Origin of the sequence: Halomonas sp. H2 (assembly GCF_050215315.1) — a bacterium.
GTDB lineage: Bacteria > Pseudomonadota > Gammaproteobacteria > Pseudomonadales > Halomonadaceae > Vreelandella.
This window is the reverse complement of sequence record NZ_CP189760.1, coordinates 3,417,675-3,431,324: the sequence shown is the minus strand read 5'-3', so window position 1 is coordinate 3,431,324 and position 13,650 is coordinate 3,417,675. Positions and strand designations below refer to the sequence as shown.

Below are 13,650 nucleotides of genomic sequence, written 5' to 3'. Positions count from 1 at the left end.
TGACGAGCGTCTCTATTGACGAGGGAACCTATGTCGAGTTTTTTTCAACGCCTGAACGCTGTTAATGCCCCTTCGATTGGTCTGGGCTGTATGAACCTCTCCCACGGTTACGGCAGCATCGTGCCGGAAAGCGCGGCCTTACGGGCGCTGGATAAGGCCTTTGATATGGGCTATCGCCATTTTGATACCGCCACTCTGTATGGCGCCACGGCCAATGAACAGGTAGTGGGGCGCGCCCTTGAAGGTAAGCGAAAGCAACTCTTTCTCGCCAGTAAATGCGGCATGGCGATGGACCCTGAGTCGGGCAAACGGGTGATTGATGGCCATCCGGCAACGCTGCGCAAGCAGTGCGAAGCAAGCCTTGCGCGCCTGCGTACCGACCATTTAGACCTCTACTACCTGCATCGCTTAGATCGCCAAGTACCCATCGAGGAGAGCGTGGGGGCGCTGGGGCGCTTAGTGGAAGAGGGCAAGATTGGTGGCGTGGGGCTTTCTGAAGTCTCTGCGGTTACCTTGCGCCGCGCGGTGGCTGAGTATCCTATTGCCGCGGTGCAGTCGGAATACTCGCTGTGGACGCGCAATCCTGAAATTGCGTTGATTGATGCGTGTCGAGAATTGGAGGTTGCTCTGGTAGCGTTTAGCCCGCTGGGGCGAGGTTTCTTAACTGGCGCTATCAAAGACTCGGCGCGCCTAGAAGAGGGCGATATGCGCCGTAATATGCCGCGCTTTAGTGCCGAGAACTACCCGCATAATCAAAAGCTATTCGAGCGCCTGGCGGCGCTGGCGCAGGCCTTAAACGTCACGCCAGGACAACTGGCACTGGCGTGGCTGAAGGCTCAAGGTGAGGATATTATCCCGATTCCCGGAACTCGCTCGCCTGATCATATGCGTGAAAACTTAGCCGCGGAAACGCTGCACCTTGATGTCACCACACAGCAACAGTTGAATGCCATGATGACGCCAGACCAAGTGGCTGGGGCACGCTACAGCGCGGCCCAGCAGGCAGATATCGATACCGAAGAATTTTAACCACTATAGCGCTAGCAGACAGCCGATGTATAAAAGCTATTAGATCGGTCACTAAAAGCAAATTGTGCCTATGAAGGATCTGCTTTAAAACAGTACCAAGTGAATGAAGTGGCCTTTTTCTGCACAGCAGGCAGAGTGATAGCACTATCGTAAGGGCGCCCAGCATCAGTTGACTTGGTAGCTTAAGATGAGTGCAACCAAGACAAAAGCAAAAAAGGGAGAGAGCTATGAGTGGTAAATGTCCTGTAATGCATGGTGGTAATACCTCCACAGGTACGTCTAACAAAGACTGGTGGCCTGAAGGGATTAACCTGGATATCTTGCACCAGCATGACCGCAAAACGAATCCGATGGATGCTGATTTTGACTATCGGGAAGAGGTCAGAAAGCTCGATTTTGACGCGCTGAAGCAAGACGTTCACGCGCTGATGACCGACAGCCAATCCTGGTGGCCTGCCGATTGGGGCCATTACGGCGGTCTAATGATCCGCATGGCATGGCACTCTGCGGGTACTTATCGTCTGGCCGACGGCCGCGGGGGTGGCGGTACCGGTAGCCAGCGTTTTGCACCGCTCAACTCCTGGCCTGACAACGTCAGTCTTGATAAGGCGCGTCGTCTGCTGTGGCCGATCAAGAAAAAGTATGGCAATAAGATCAGCTGGGCCGACCTGATGATCCTAGCCGGTACCGTTGCCTATGAATCCATGGGGCTACCAGCCTACGGTTTCTCTTTCGGCCGTGAAGATATCTGGGAGCCGGAAAAAGATATCTACTGGGGCGACGAGAAAGAGTGGCTGGCGCCCTCCGACGAACGTTACGCGGACGTCGACAGCCCGGAAACCATGGAGAACCCGCTGGCTGCGGTTCAGATGGGGCTTATCTACGTTAACCCTGAAGGTGTTAACGGTGTGCCCGACCCGCTGAAGACCGCACAGCAGGTGCGCGAAACCTTCGCCCGCATGGCAATGAACGACGAAGAGACCGCCGCGCTCACCGCGGGTGGTCATACTGTAGGCAAGTGCCACGGCAACGGTGACGCGGCAGCGCTGAGTGCTGAGCCCGAATCGTCGGACGTTGAGACTCAGGGGTTAGGCTGGGGCAACCCAAACATGGGTGGCAAAGCGAGTAATGCTGTGTCATCTGGCATTGAAGGCGCCTGGACAACCAATCCAACGCAGTTCGATATGGGCTACTTTGATCTGCTGTTCGGCTACGAGTGGGAACTGCGCAAGAGCCCCGCAGGCGCTCACCAGTGGGAACCGGTGAGCATTAAGGAAGAGGATAAACCGGTTGACGCCAGCGACCCCTCTATCCGCCACAATCCGATCATGACCGATGCGGATATGGCCATGAAGATGGATCCGGCCTACCGCGCCATTTGTGAAAAATTCATGGCGGATCCAGAGTACTTCAAGCACACGTTCGCCAAGGCGTGGTTCAAACTGACCCACCGTGATCTAGGCCCGAAAGCGCGCTACATTGGCCCCGAAGTGCCCGCTGAAGACCTGGTTTGGCAGGATCCTATTCCGGCTGGCAGCACTGACTACAGCGAAGAAGTCGTTAAGCAGAAAATCGTCGAGGCTGGCCTGAGCATCAGTGACATGGTTAGCACCGCGTGGGACAGCGCCCGCACTTACCGCGGCTCTGACATGCGCGGCGGTGCCAACGGTGCACGCATTCGCTTGGCGCCTCAGAAGGATTGGGAGGGCAATGAGCCTGCGCGTCTTGCCAAGGTACTGGCGGTATACGAGCAGATTTCTGCCGACACTGGCGCGAGCATTGCCGACGTGATCGTTCTGGCCGGTAGTGTAGCCATTGAGAAAGCCGCCAAAGCCGCAGGCTACGACGTTCGCGTACCTTTTCTGAAAGGGCGTGGCGATGCTTCTGCCGAGATGACCGACGGCGAATCGTTTGAGCCACTAGAGCCGCTGGCGGATGGCTTCCGCAACTGGCAGAAGAAGGAGTACGCCGTGAAGCCGGAGGAGCTGCTGCTCGACCGCGCCCAACTGCTGGGCCTCACCGGGCCGGAAATGGTCGTGCTGCTTGGCGGCATGCGTGTGCTAGGCACCAACTATGGTGGCACTAAGCACGGCGTATTCACCGACCGTGAAGGCCAGTTGACCAACGACTTCTTCGTTAACCTGACCGACATGGGTAACAGCTGGAAGCCGGTGGGTAACAACGCCTACGAGATTTGTGATCGTCAAACGGGCGCTGTTAAGTGGACCGCTTCACGGGTTGATCTAGTATTCGGCTCGAACTCGCTGCTGCGCTCCTATGCAGAAGTCTACGCCCAGGACGACAACGACGAGAAGTTTGTTAAAGACTTCGTCGCCGCCTGGACGAAAGTGATGAACGCAGATCGCTTCGACGTCGCCTAAGCACTTAGCACTTTCGTTTTAGTACACAAACCCGCATCTCAGGATGCGGGTTTTTTGCTCTAAAACTAGCGGCTCTTAAATCTTCGCCTCTATAAGTGACAAAAGTGGATAATGATTCGGGTACCCGCTATTACGGACGAGCTGAGCAAAAAGCGCCGTCCTTTAACGCCAAACCATTAACTGCTTACGATAATCATCCTGCGCCTGGCTGGCGCTATCGGGCGTAAGCCACACCTGGGTGCCGGGCAGGCACTGGGAAAGCGTGGCGCAGGCGATGGGGGTGAGGGCGCCTAGGCGTGGGTAGCCGCCAATGGTTTGGCGGTCATTCATCAGCACGATAGGTTGGCCGTCTGGCGGTATCTGTACGGCACCGAGTGGAATACCTTCCGAAATAATCCCCGTCAGCGAGCCATGCAGGCCAGGGCCGGTGAGCCGCACGCCCATGCGGTCAGCACGGTTATCCACTGTCCAGGGTTGGTTGAACGCTTGGAAAAGCGTGCGACCACTAAAGGAGGCGATTTGCGAGCCGAGCACGATGGGTAAGCGGCAGCCTGATGCTGGCATCCGCGGGCCTTGGCCATCAGGCAGGCGACGATTCGCTGGCGGGGTGCCTTTCCAGGTTAACCGGTCGCCCACTTTTAGCGGTTTGCCATCTTCATGCAGGCCGCCCAGCTGTTCGCGGGCGGTGCAGGCGCGGCTGCTCAGCACCTCTGGCGCATTCAACCCACCGGGAAAAGCGAGATAGGCGCGCAGGCCCTGGCGCGGCTGGCGAAACTCCAGGCGCAGGCCGGGCTGTAGCTTAAAGCTGGTATTGGGGGCGAGTGGCTTGCCATTCAATTGGGCGTCTAGATCGGCGCCGGTCAACGCCAGACGCACTTCACGTTCGGTTTCAAAACTCAAGCCGCCGCCCATGACGATTTCCAGCGCGGCGCTGTTTAAAGCGTTGCCCAGCAGCCAGTTAGCCCAGCGAAAAGAGATCCAGTCGGCGGCGCCGCCCTGAGTAACGCCTAAATGGCCGACGCCAAATCGACCGGCATCTTGGATAAGCGCCAGCGGCCCCGCTTGTTTAACCACTAGCCCCTTTTGTGTTTCATTTATGGCGGTGTGACTCATGGGCGCTCCTCCATGGGCGTGGTATCGCCACCGTCGGCTTCAAACTCTTCGCGGGAGATGGCTCTAAAGCGCACCTTGTCGCCGGGGCGAAACAGCGGCTCGCCGCGTTTGGCATGCTCGAATAGCGGCACGTTGGTACGCCCTAGAATATTCCAGCCGCCCGGCGAGAGCAGTGGGTAGATCGCGGTTTGGCGATCGGCGATGCCTACACTGCCGGCGGCGACTTTGCGACGGGGTGTTTTCAAGCGCGGCGTCGCGAGAGATTCGTCTACCAAGCCCATAAAGCCGTAACCGGGGGCAAACCCCAGTGCGAACACGCAGTAGTCGTGGTTGCAGTGCTGCCTAATGAGTTCGTCGACGCTTAAACCTGCCCGCTTGGCGACCAGCGGCAGCTCGGGGCCGACGCTTTCGTCGTACCACACGGGAATATCGTGTAGCTCACCCGCCTGGGTATCGACAGGTTTGAGGCCAGAAAGCGCCTGGTTAATCAGCGTGAGAGCCTCGGCGTGATTTAGCTGTTGGCAGTCGTAATGGACTAGCAGCGTGGTGTAAGAGGGCACTAGATCAATTAACGCTGAACCAAAGGTGCTACGCAACTTTTGGTCGGCAGCGATGACCCAGGCCATATTGGCCTCATCGATGGTGTCGAACAATCGCACCATCAGGGCGTCCATGGCGGTGGTTTCAACACGCATTTCAATACGTCTTTCAGCTCTTCTTTCAGCTCTTTTTTCAGTAATGGGATTCACGCCTGCTCCAGCGCCTGAAAGGCCTCGCGAATAGCGCGTACGGCGGCCACTGACTCGGGATTATCGCCATGAACGCAGAGCGTATCGCAGGCTAACTGCAGCGGCGTACCATCAAGTGCGGTGAGCGGCTCGCCTTTGGCCAGCATTACCGCTTGATCGACGATGGTGTTCTGGTCGTGGTGCACGGCGTTAGGCAGGCGTCGTGAGGCCAAGTGGCCGTTGCCATCATAAGCGCGGTCGGCAAAGGTCTCGAACCAGAGGGTAATGCCTATTTGGGCGGCCAGCTCGCGATGTGGTTCGGGGTCGGCGGTGGACATAATCATTAACGGCAGGCTGGCGTCATACGCACGTACCGCGCGCATGACGCCTTCGAGCAGCGCCGGGTTGGCGGCCATATCGTTGTACAGCGCACCATGAGGTTTGATGTAGCTTAGTTGAGTGCCTTCGGCTTGGCATATGCCCGCCAACGCACCCACTTGATAAAGCACCATATCTTCCGCTTCTTCCGGTGAGCAGGCCATGGAGCGGCGGCCAAAGCCCATCAAATCCGGGTAACCCGGGTGCGCGCCAATGCGGACGCCATTTTGAACCGCTAGTTTGACGGTGCGGCGCATGACATGGGGGTCGGAGGCATGGAAGCCGCAGGCGATGTTGGCGCAGTCGACGAAAGGCATCGCATCGGCATCCAGGCCGAGGTGCCAGTTGCCGAAACTTTCGCCCATATCGCAGTTAAGCAGGGGGATGGCCATAGCGACTCCTGTCGTTGATACAGTTAAGGTCGTTGATGCTTTCACTTGGCTGAAGCTGAAGTGTAAGCCACCATCAATATATAAACATGGCTTGCCCAATGACAATTGTCTGGTGAAATAATCACTAGAGCTTCCTGGCAGCTGGGCATAGCTTGACCATTCGGCGTGATAACAGCGTTGGTTGCCGTTTACTGCTGGAAATGAGCTTAATGATGCATTATGAAACGTGTGCGATCTATACCATCTAAGCAACACACTATTAAAATTTATAAGAGGGTTCTCACGATGTGTAAGACAATCACGACGTCACTACTACTGGCGACCGCCTGTGGCTTAACGGTAACGGCTCACGCGGCGGAATGGACGATGGCCACGCCCTACGGTGATGCCAGCTTTCATACCCAAAACACTAAGCAGTTCGCCGAAGATGTGGCTGAAGCGACCGACGGCGAGTTAACCATTACCGTGCATAGCAGCGGCGCGCTAGTAGCACACGGAGAAATTAAGCCGTCGGTGCGTCGCGGCACCATCGATGCCGGTGAAGTCTTCCTCTCGGTTCTCTCCAACGACGATCCGATCTTTGAAGTCGATACCCTGCCAGGTGTAGCGGGTAGCTATGATGATGCCTACGCATTGTGGGAAGCCACCAAACCGATGATTACCGACCTGTTTGCCGATGAAGGGTTGATTCCGCTCTACGCGGTCGCTTGGCCAGCGCAAGGCATTTATACCTCTGAGCCTCTCTCCGACCCAGGGCAATTTGAAGGTCTGCGCGTCCGCGCACCCAACATTAATACCCAGCGTTTTGTTGATAATCTGGGCGGCAGCCCGACTGAGACTGAAGAATCTGATATCCCCACCGCCTTCAGCACCGGTCGGGTTGATGCCATGATCACGTCTAGCTCGACTGGTAACTCCATGGCCGCTTGGGATTACGTGACCGATTACACCGACGCTAACCTCTGGCTACCTAAAAATATCGTGTTCATCAACCAGCGGAGTTTTGATGGCCTAGACGAAGCGACCCAGGAAGCACTGATGGAAGCCGCTGCTGAGGCTGAGAAACGTGGTTGGCAGTTGAGTCGCGAAGATAACGATGCCAGTTTGGCGGTTTTGGAAGACAACGGTATTTCGGTCTCTGAGCCTAACGATGCTATTTCAGAAGCGCTCCAAGCGGCCGGTAATCAACTGTTTGAAGACTGGCAGTCACGTGCCGACGATGAAGCCAAACAGGCGCTGGAAAGCTACCGCGAGCAGCGCGACAGCTAAGCACCTGCAAGGGCAGTGGCATTGCCGCCGCCCTTGCTTCTCCCACGCGCTTCTTGAGGCTGCGAACATGACGTTTAAATTCGACAAACTCTATCGTCTGGGTGCTTGGGGTGCAGCGGCGTGCATGGTGGTTATTTGTGCGCTGATAGCGATTCAGGTGACCTTTCGCTTGGTAGATGCACTATTAGTGCTGGTGGGACTGGGCCGTTTGGGCCTGAGTATCACCGGGGTGTCGGAAATTGCTTCTTACCTATTGGTTGGGGCGACCTTCCTGGGGTTGGCCTACACCTTTGTGCATCATGCGCATATTCGCGTAACGCTGCTAATTGCACGATTACCCTCGGCCATTCGCGTGTGGTTCGAGGTGTTTTGTTTGGTTATCGCGCTGGCGATCAGCCTGATGCTGAGCTACGGCCTGATTGAACTGGCCAGAGAAAGCTTGGCGTACAACGATGTTTCATCGGGATTTTTGTCGATTCCGCTATGGATTCCCCAGCTTGTACTCGCGACAAGCGTCGGGCTGCTCTGTTTGGCCCTGGCTGAAGCCCTATTTATGGCGCTACGTATCGCTGCACACGATCCCTCAAGTTTTCGCGAGGCCACCGCGGCTGATGACAGCGAGGAGCACTAAAGGTGACATTAACCGCTTTTTTGCCCTCTAAACCGGAGAGTTCCTCGTGCTACTACTAAGTCTTGCCACCCTATTTACCCTCGTGTTGCTGCTTGGCAGTGGGGTGTGGATCGCCTTCGCTCTGATCGGTACGGCCTGGATAGCGCTAGAGTTCTTCAGCTCGTTCTCACCGGCATCTATCTTAGCGTCAGACTTCTGGGGGGCCAGCTACGGCTGGGATCTCACCGCGTTGCCAATGTTTATCTGGATGGGCGAAATTCTGTTTCGCTCAGGGCTTGCCGACAATATGTTTCGTGGTCTTTCGCCCTGGTTAAACCGCCTGCCGGGGCGTTTATTGCATACCAATATCATTGGCAGTGGCATGTTTGCGGCGGTGTGCGGCTCCTCGGCCGCCACCTGTGCCACGGTGGGTAAAATGACCCTGCCAGAGCTTGAGCGGCGGGGCTACGATAGCAATATGGCGATTGGCACCCTGGCCAGCGCTTCCACCTTGGGGCTGTTGATACCGCCCTCTATCGTACTGATTGTCTATGGCGTAGTGACCGAGCAGTCGATTTCCAGGCTGTTTATGGCCGGTATCGGCCCGGGGCTGATGATATTGGCGATGTTCATGACCTATCTCATTCTGTGGGCGTTACTTAAAGGTAACCGCGAAGGGCTTACCGGCGAAGATGAATCAAACATGAGCTTTGCTGAAAAGCTGCGCAATACCTGGTCCCTGGTTCCTATCTTGCTACTGATTGGCGGGATTATCGTCTCGATTTATGGCGGGTTAGCGTCGCCTACCGAGGCCGCCGCCGTCGGCGTGGTGCTATCGATTGTGATTGCGCGCTTTAACGGTCACTTTGACCGCGAAACCTTTAAAAGCTCGCTGTTTGCCGCCGTGCGCACCGCCTGTATGATTGCGTTCATTATTGCCGGTGCTTCGTTTCTGACTTCGGCCATGGGCTTTACCCAGGTGCCGATAAAGCTGGCAACGGCGATTGGTGAGATGGGCCTTTCACCCACCATGCTATTGATTGCGCTAACGTTGCTGCTGTTGGTAATGGGTTGCTTTTTGGATGGTATTTCGCTAATTCTGCTGGTAACCGCGATAATTATGCCGCTGGTGAGTGCTGCGGGATTTGATCTTATCTGGTTTGGTATTTACCTGGTCGTGGTGGTCGAAATGTCGCAGATTACGCCGCCGGTGGGCTTCAACCTATTCGTGATTCAGGGGCTAACCGGCAAGGATATTTTGACCATTACCAAAGCCACGCTGCCATTTTTCCTACTGATGCTATTGGCGATTGCCTTAATGCATATCTTCCCTGGCATTGCCCTCTACCTACCTGAGGCGATGACGCGCTAAATGCCCATCAGCGCCAGACTGAAACACCCAAACCGTCTTGGCGAAGGCTTGGGTGTTTAAACGGCACTTCTTTGTGCTCGCTGTTCGAGCTAAGCTGAAGGAAAAGCGGGAATAAGTGAGCCCACCAATGCATATAAGGAATAAGGCGGCAGATATTTTTCGCCAGTTAGCCGAAGGGGTTGGGCACAGTGGAACGCCTCGCTTTTATGCAACGCTGGTAGAGCGCCTTGCAGCCATTTTAGGCGTTGATCATGTCCTCGTCGCTGATGTTACTGAGCAATACCAAGTGGAAACGCTAGCGGTTTGGTCAAATGGTCGCTTGCTCAACAATATTACCTACTCGCTAACCGGCACACCGTGCGAAACCGTAGTAGGCCGCGATTTCTGCTTATATAAATGTGATGTTCAGTCACGCTTTCCCGACGATAAACTGCTTTATGAGCTCGGCGCCGATAGCTATTTGGGGTTGCCACTCTACACCGCGGATGGCGCTGTCATCGGTTTACTGGCAGTGCTCAAAAACTCTCCCATGCAGTTGGATGCATTAGCCAATGAAATATTGCAAATCGCCGCCGCCCAGGCCGGGGCCGAGCTTGGCCGACAAAAGGCGGAACAGGCCTTAAGAAAAAGCGAAGCGCTGGCGCGCGAGAGTGAGCGCCGTTTGGAGACACTGCTTAATCATCTGCCGGGTATGGCCTACCTCTGTTTGAATGATCGTGATTGGACTATGCAACTGGTGAGCCAGGGCGCTGAGGCGTTGACCGGATACCGGCCTGACGAGTTGCAAAATAATCGGCTAACTAGTTTTGCCGCGCTTATTCATCTTGACGATCAGGACAAACTCTTTCGCGAGGTGCAGTTGGCTATTGCTGGCAAGCGGCCTTATCGCATGGTTTATCGGCTACACCATCGCGATGGTAGCTACCGGTGGATGTGGGAGCAGGGGCAGGCGGTCATCAATGAGACGGGCGAAGTCGTCTGTTTGGAGGGGTTCATTTCCGATGTCACCGACCAGCAAGAGTCTCAGCGGGTACAAAATGCCGTCATGCAGGTGGCCTCCACGGTCACCACACGGGTGGGTGATGGCTACTTTCAGCAGTTGATCGTTACTTTGGTGGAGGTGTTGGAGGCTGATGCGGGCTTTATTGCGCTGCTCGATACGCCCCCTCAACGTGACGAAAAAGCCGTTGGACAGGCGGTCACTGTCAGCATGGTGGTAGAGGGCGCGCAACTTGAACAGCAATCCTTTGCTCTGCGAGGCTCACCCAGCGAGCAGATAGTGCTCGAGCGCGAAGCTGTAGTGAATGACGGGCCGCCGCTACTTTTGTCGGGAACAACATTATCGACAAGAGCGTGGATTGGTCGTCGCCTGGATAATGCTAATGGGGAAGCGATTGGCGTAATGATCGTATTTTATCGCCAACCGCTGACCACTAATGCGTTTGCCACCTCGGTACTACAAATCCTTTCCACTGGTGCCGCAGCAGAACTTGAGCGCCGACGCGATCACCGCCACATGCACCAACTGGCTTACCGGGATAGCACCACTGGTTTACCTAACCGCATTCGTTTCATGGAGCTGTTAGCGCAGATGTGGAATGAGGCCCTGCAAAATGAGCGTGGGCTTGCCCTGCTGCGCTTAGATATTCGCCGCTTTAAAGAAGTGAATGACTTGTATGGCCACCAGGTGGGGGATCAACTGCTAGTGACGGTAGCGGATCGTTTACAGCAGGCGAGCCATGCGTATGGCTCGTTAGCGCATTTATCTGGGGACGAGTTTGCTTTATTGATAGCAAATACTAATGACAGTGACATCGGTGTGCTGGTCGACCAGTTACGCTCAGCGGTAACGCAGCCGCTGCATCTAGAGCGTCGCGTCTTTCATCTTGATGTGAGTATTGGTTTTGCCTGTTATCCGCAAGATGTGGCGGGAGCAGAAGAGTTATTTAACGCTGCCAGCATTGCCCTCCATCATGCTAAGCAGCGCGAAAATAATACCTGTCCTTATACCCAAACCATGCGTTATGAGCTTCAGCGACGCCAATGGATGACTGAGCGACTCAACGCCGCTATTAGCGAGCACCGGCTGGAGCTCTATTTTCAGCCCCAAGTAGATCTTACCAGCGGCCTGCTGACTGGTGCTGAGGCGCTGTGTCGCTGGTTTGACGCCGAATGGGGCTGGGTAAGCCCCAGTGAGTTTATCCCTTTAGCGGAAGAACGCGGTTTAATTCGTGCTTTAGGAGATTGGGTGCTGGAAGAGTCGGCAAGGCAGTTAATGGTCTGGCATAACCAGACGGAGGGAGGCTTGCCAGGGAGGCTGTCGATTAATATATCGGCTCAACAGTTTGCCGACCCAGAGCTCACCCGCCACATTGCGCACCTCACCGCTGGCGTTTCGCCGAGCGCTATTGCACTTGAGCTGACCGAAAGCGATTTTATGCGCGACCCCGACCAAGCCATTGAGATTACTCACACTATGCGTAAAGCGGGTTACGCGCTCTCCATTGATGATTTTGGTACGGGCTACTCCTCGCTCTCCTATTTGCGGCGCTTTGCCGCCGACGCGCTGAAAATCGATATCTCTTTTGTCCGCGAAATGCTCGAAAACCAAAATGATCGCACCATCGTGCAAACCATCATTGCCATGGCGCAGGCGTTAGAAATGAAGACTGTGGCAGAAGGTGTCGAAACCCAGGAACAAGCTCATTTGCTTGCCGAAATGGGCTGCAATGAAGCGCAAGGGTATTGGTTTGGACGGCCATTACCGGCGGAAGAGTTTGCCGCGGAGTGGTTAATACCTTAATACCTTGTCATCGCCAGCGTCATCGTCTTGTCATCACCTTTGGCATACCCTACGCGCCGTTAACCCGCGATGAAAGGAGTGCTCCCATGCGCCTGGCTCTGTTTGATCTTGATGACACCCTCCTGGATGGAGACTGCAGCGACCGCTGGAATTTATGGATGATAGAGCAAGGTTGGATCAGCGATGCCGACGCTTTTATGGCGAGAGCGGAGCAAATGCACCAAGCCTATCACGCAGGCAAACTCAAGCTTGAAGAGTATCTTGCTATGACACTGGCACCGCTGCGCGGACGTCGAGTGAAGGATGTGCAAAAAGAGGTAGAGCGGTTTGTAGCCACCCACCTGCAGCCGCGTATTTTTGAACAAGCCTGGGCCTGCTTGGAAACGCATCGTCAGGCAGGCGATACCCTGCTACTGATTTCCGCTTCATCACGTCATCTGGTCGAGCCGATTGCGACCATTCTAGGCATTGGGCACGTGCTGGCGGTAGAACTAAGCGTTGAGCGCGGCATTAATGAAGAGGCGCGCTATATCGGCAGCAGTGAAGGCATCTTTTCGTATCGTGGCGGCAAGGTACTGCGTCTGAAACAGTGGCTGACTGAACAGCAAATCACCCCGAGCCACACTACCTTCTATTCTGACTCCCGCAACGACCTCCCGCTACTGCAGTACGTGGATTGTCCCGTAGCGGTTAACCCTGACCCGGTACTGGCAGAAGTGGCTAGCGTTGAAGGGTGGCAGCGCTTGGATTGGCGAACAGCGGCGTTCACCTCTGTTTCCAGTGGATGTTAAATGGTCTGCCACACCAAGTTAATACCCACCACGAACATAGCAAGAATAACTAAGCGGTAAAACAGCGCTTCGTTGACACGGCTTTGCAGCCACAGGCCATTACGCACGCCAATCCAGGCGATGGGCACCAGCAGCAGCGACGCCCAGGCGCTGGTGACGTTGATTTCACCAAGCCACATATAGGGGGCCAGTTTGATCACGTTGACCACCGCAAACGACACCGCGCAGGTGGCGATAAAGGTTTCTTTAGGCAGTTTACGCGGCAGTAAGTAGACATTCAGCGGCGGCGCGCCCGCATGGGCCATAAAGCTGGTAAAGCCGCAGACGCTCGCCGCTGGCAATGCCCAGCGGGAAGAAATGGGCTTTTTGGCGACGGGCTTGAGTAGCATGTAAGCGGCGAACAGTAAGGTGATAATGCCAAGCGTCAAGCGTAAGCCCTGTTCACTCAAACTGCCAAACAGCAGCGTCCCTACCGTCACGCCGATAAACAGTCCTGGCACAAAGCGCCAGACCTCAGTGGCGTCCTGCTTGCCCCACCACGCTTTCACCGCAAACACGTCCATCACCAGCAATAGCGGCAATAGTAAGCCCGCTGCCTGGGCGGGGCTGATCGCCAGCGCCATGAGCGGTACCGAGAGCGTACCAAAACCACCCGCAAAGCCACCTTTTGAAACGCCGGTCAGGTAAACGGAAAATGCAATTAACAACCAGGCGATGACGGAGTATTCGGGGAGCATTGAAGCCTCTGGATAAATGAAATAGCTAACCGTAGGAATACGAATAA

The 13,650-nt window shown here is 55.4% G+C and carries 11 protein-coding genes; 7 read left to right on the top strand and 4 right to left on the bottom strand.

Features of this window, described 5'->3' with window-relative positions; all coding sequences use genetic code 11:
* Nucleotides 1-30: 30 nt before the first annotated feature.
* Together ACQE2I_RS15945 and katG are read left to right on the top strand one after the other, a co-directional pair.
* Complete coding sequence (locus tag ACQE2I_RS15945; protein ID WP_427029032.1) at nt 31-1,029, top strand: aldo/keto reductase; 999 nt, start codon at nt 31-33, stop codon at nt 1,027-1,029.
* A gap of 227 nt (nt 1,030-1,256) precedes the next feature.
* Nucleotides 1,257-3,410 (top strand): catalase/peroxidase HPI, encoded by a 2,154-nt coding sequence (katG, locus tag ACQE2I_RS15940; RefSeq protein ID WP_427029031.1) that lies wholly within the window; start codon nt 1,257-1,259, stop codon nt 3,408-3,410.
* Between the two features lie 162 nt (nt 3,411-3,572).
* Here katG and ACQE2I_RS15935 read toward each other — a convergent pair whose 3' ends face one another.
* The 3 genes from ACQE2I_RS15935 to ACQE2I_RS15925 are packed head-to-tail and all read right to left on the bottom strand — an operon-like array spanning nt 3,573 to nt 6,021.
* Nucleotides 3,573-4,523 carry a biotin-dependent carboxyltransferase family protein gene (locus tag ACQE2I_RS15935; protein WP_427029030.1) on the bottom strand — a complete coding sequence of 317 codons (951 nt, stop codon included), beginning with the start codon at nt 4,521-4,523 and terminating at the stop codon, nt 3,573-3,575.
* Nucleotides 4,520-5,224 (bottom strand): 5-oxoprolinase subunit PxpB, encoded by a 705-nt coding sequence (gene pxpB, locus ACQE2I_RS15930; protein WP_427031493.1) that lies wholly within the window; start codon nt 5,222-5,224, stop codon nt 4,520-4,522. The genes ACQE2I_RS15935 and pxpB overlap by 4 nt, the downstream gene beginning before the upstream one ends.
* 44 nt (nt 5,225-5,268) lie before the next feature.
* A complete protein-coding gene (locus ACQE2I_RS15925) occupies nt 5,269-6,021 on the bottom strand; it encodes a 5-oxoprolinase subunit PxpA (protein WP_427029029.1) in 753 nt (250 codons plus the stop codon).
* A 285-nt stretch (nt 6,022-6,306) separates the two neighbouring features.
* Between ACQE2I_RS15925 and ACQE2I_RS15920 the strand changes: the two genes are divergently transcribed.
* The 5 genes from ACQE2I_RS15920 to ACQE2I_RS15900 all read left to right on the top strand — a co-directional run bounded on the left by ACQE2I_RS15920 (nt 6,307) and on the right by ACQE2I_RS15900 (nt 12,866).
* Nucleotides 6,307-7,290: a TRAP transporter substrate-binding protein gene (locus ACQE2I_RS15920; protein ID WP_427029028.1), complete on the top strand. Its 984-nt coding sequence runs from the start codon at nt 6,307-6,309 to the stop codon at nt 7,288-7,290.
* Between the two features lie 67 nt (nt 7,291-7,357).
* On the top strand, nt 7,358-7,921 hold the full coding sequence (locus ACQE2I_RS15915; RefSeq protein WP_427029027.1) for a TRAP transporter small permease: 564 nt from the start codon (nt 7,358-7,360) through the stop codon (nt 7,919-7,921).
* 46 nt (nt 7,922-7,967) lie between these two features.
* Nucleotides 7,968-9,272 carry a TRAP transporter large permease gene (locus tag ACQE2I_RS15910; RefSeq protein ID WP_427029026.1) on the top strand — a complete coding sequence of 435 codons (1,305 nt, stop codon included), beginning with the start codon at nt 7,968-7,970 and terminating at the stop codon, nt 9,270-9,272.
* A gap of 127 nt (nt 9,273-9,399) precedes the next feature.
* Nucleotides 9,400-12,075: an EAL domain-containing protein gene (locus ACQE2I_RS15905; protein ID WP_427029025.1), complete on the top strand. Its 2,676-nt coding sequence runs from the start codon at nt 9,400-9,402 to the stop codon at nt 12,073-12,075.
* 86 nt (nt 12,076-12,161) lie between these two features.
* Nucleotides 12,162-12,866, top strand: coding sequence for an HAD family hydrolase (locus ACQE2I_RS15900; protein ID WP_427029024.1), 705 nt, complete (start codon nt 12,162-12,164; stop codon nt 12,864-12,866).
* Here ACQE2I_RS15900 and ACQE2I_RS15895 read toward each other — a convergent pair.
* Nucleotides 12,863-13,603, bottom strand: coding sequence for a sulfite exporter TauE/SafE family protein (locus ACQE2I_RS15895; protein ID WP_427031492.1), 741 nt, complete (start codon nt 13,601-13,603; stop codon nt 12,863-12,865). The genes ACQE2I_RS15900 and ACQE2I_RS15895 overlap by 4 nt on opposite strands.
* Between the last annotated feature and the right edge of the window lie 47 nt (nt 13,604-13,650).

What these genes read in the sequence shown, in the direction of transcription:
- ACQE2I_RS15925 (WP_427029029.1), bottom strand. Translation starts at nt 6,021, where the DNA reads ATGGCCATCCCCCTGCTTAACTGCGATATGGGCGAAAGTTTCGGCAAC.
- ACQE2I_RS15905 (WP_427029025.1), top strand. Translation starts at nt 9,400, where the DNA reads ATGCATATAAGGAATAAGGCGGCAGATATTTTTCGCCAGTTAGCCGAA.
- ACQE2I_RS15915 (WP_427029027.1), top strand. Translation starts at nt 7,358, where the DNA reads ATGACGTTTAAATTCGACAAACTCTATCGTCTGGGTGCTTGGGGTGCA.
- ACQE2I_RS15920 (WP_427029028.1), top strand. Translation starts at nt 6,307, where the DNA reads ATGTGTAAGACAATCACGACGTCACTACTACTGGCGACCGCCTGTGGC.
- ACQE2I_RS15945 (WP_427029032.1), top strand. Translation starts at nt 31, where the DNA reads ATGTCGAGTTTTTTTCAACGCCTGAACGCTGTTAATGCCCCTTCGATT.
- ACQE2I_RS15895 (WP_427031492.1), bottom strand. Translation starts at nt 13,603, where the DNA reads ATGCTCCCCGAATACTCCGTCATCGCCTGGTTGTTAATTGCATTTTCC.
- ACQE2I_RS15900 (WP_427029024.1), top strand. Translation starts at nt 12,162, where the DNA reads ATGCGCCTGGCTCTGTTTGATCTTGATGACACCCTCCTGGATGGAGAC.
- ACQE2I_RS15935 (WP_427029030.1), bottom strand. Translation starts at nt 4,523, where the DNA reads ATGAGTCACACCGCCATAAATGAAACACAAAAGGGGCTAGTGGTTAAA.
- katG (WP_427029031.1), top strand. Translation starts at nt 1,257, where the DNA reads ATGAGTGGTAAATGTCCTGTAATGCATGGTGGTAATACCTCCACAGGT.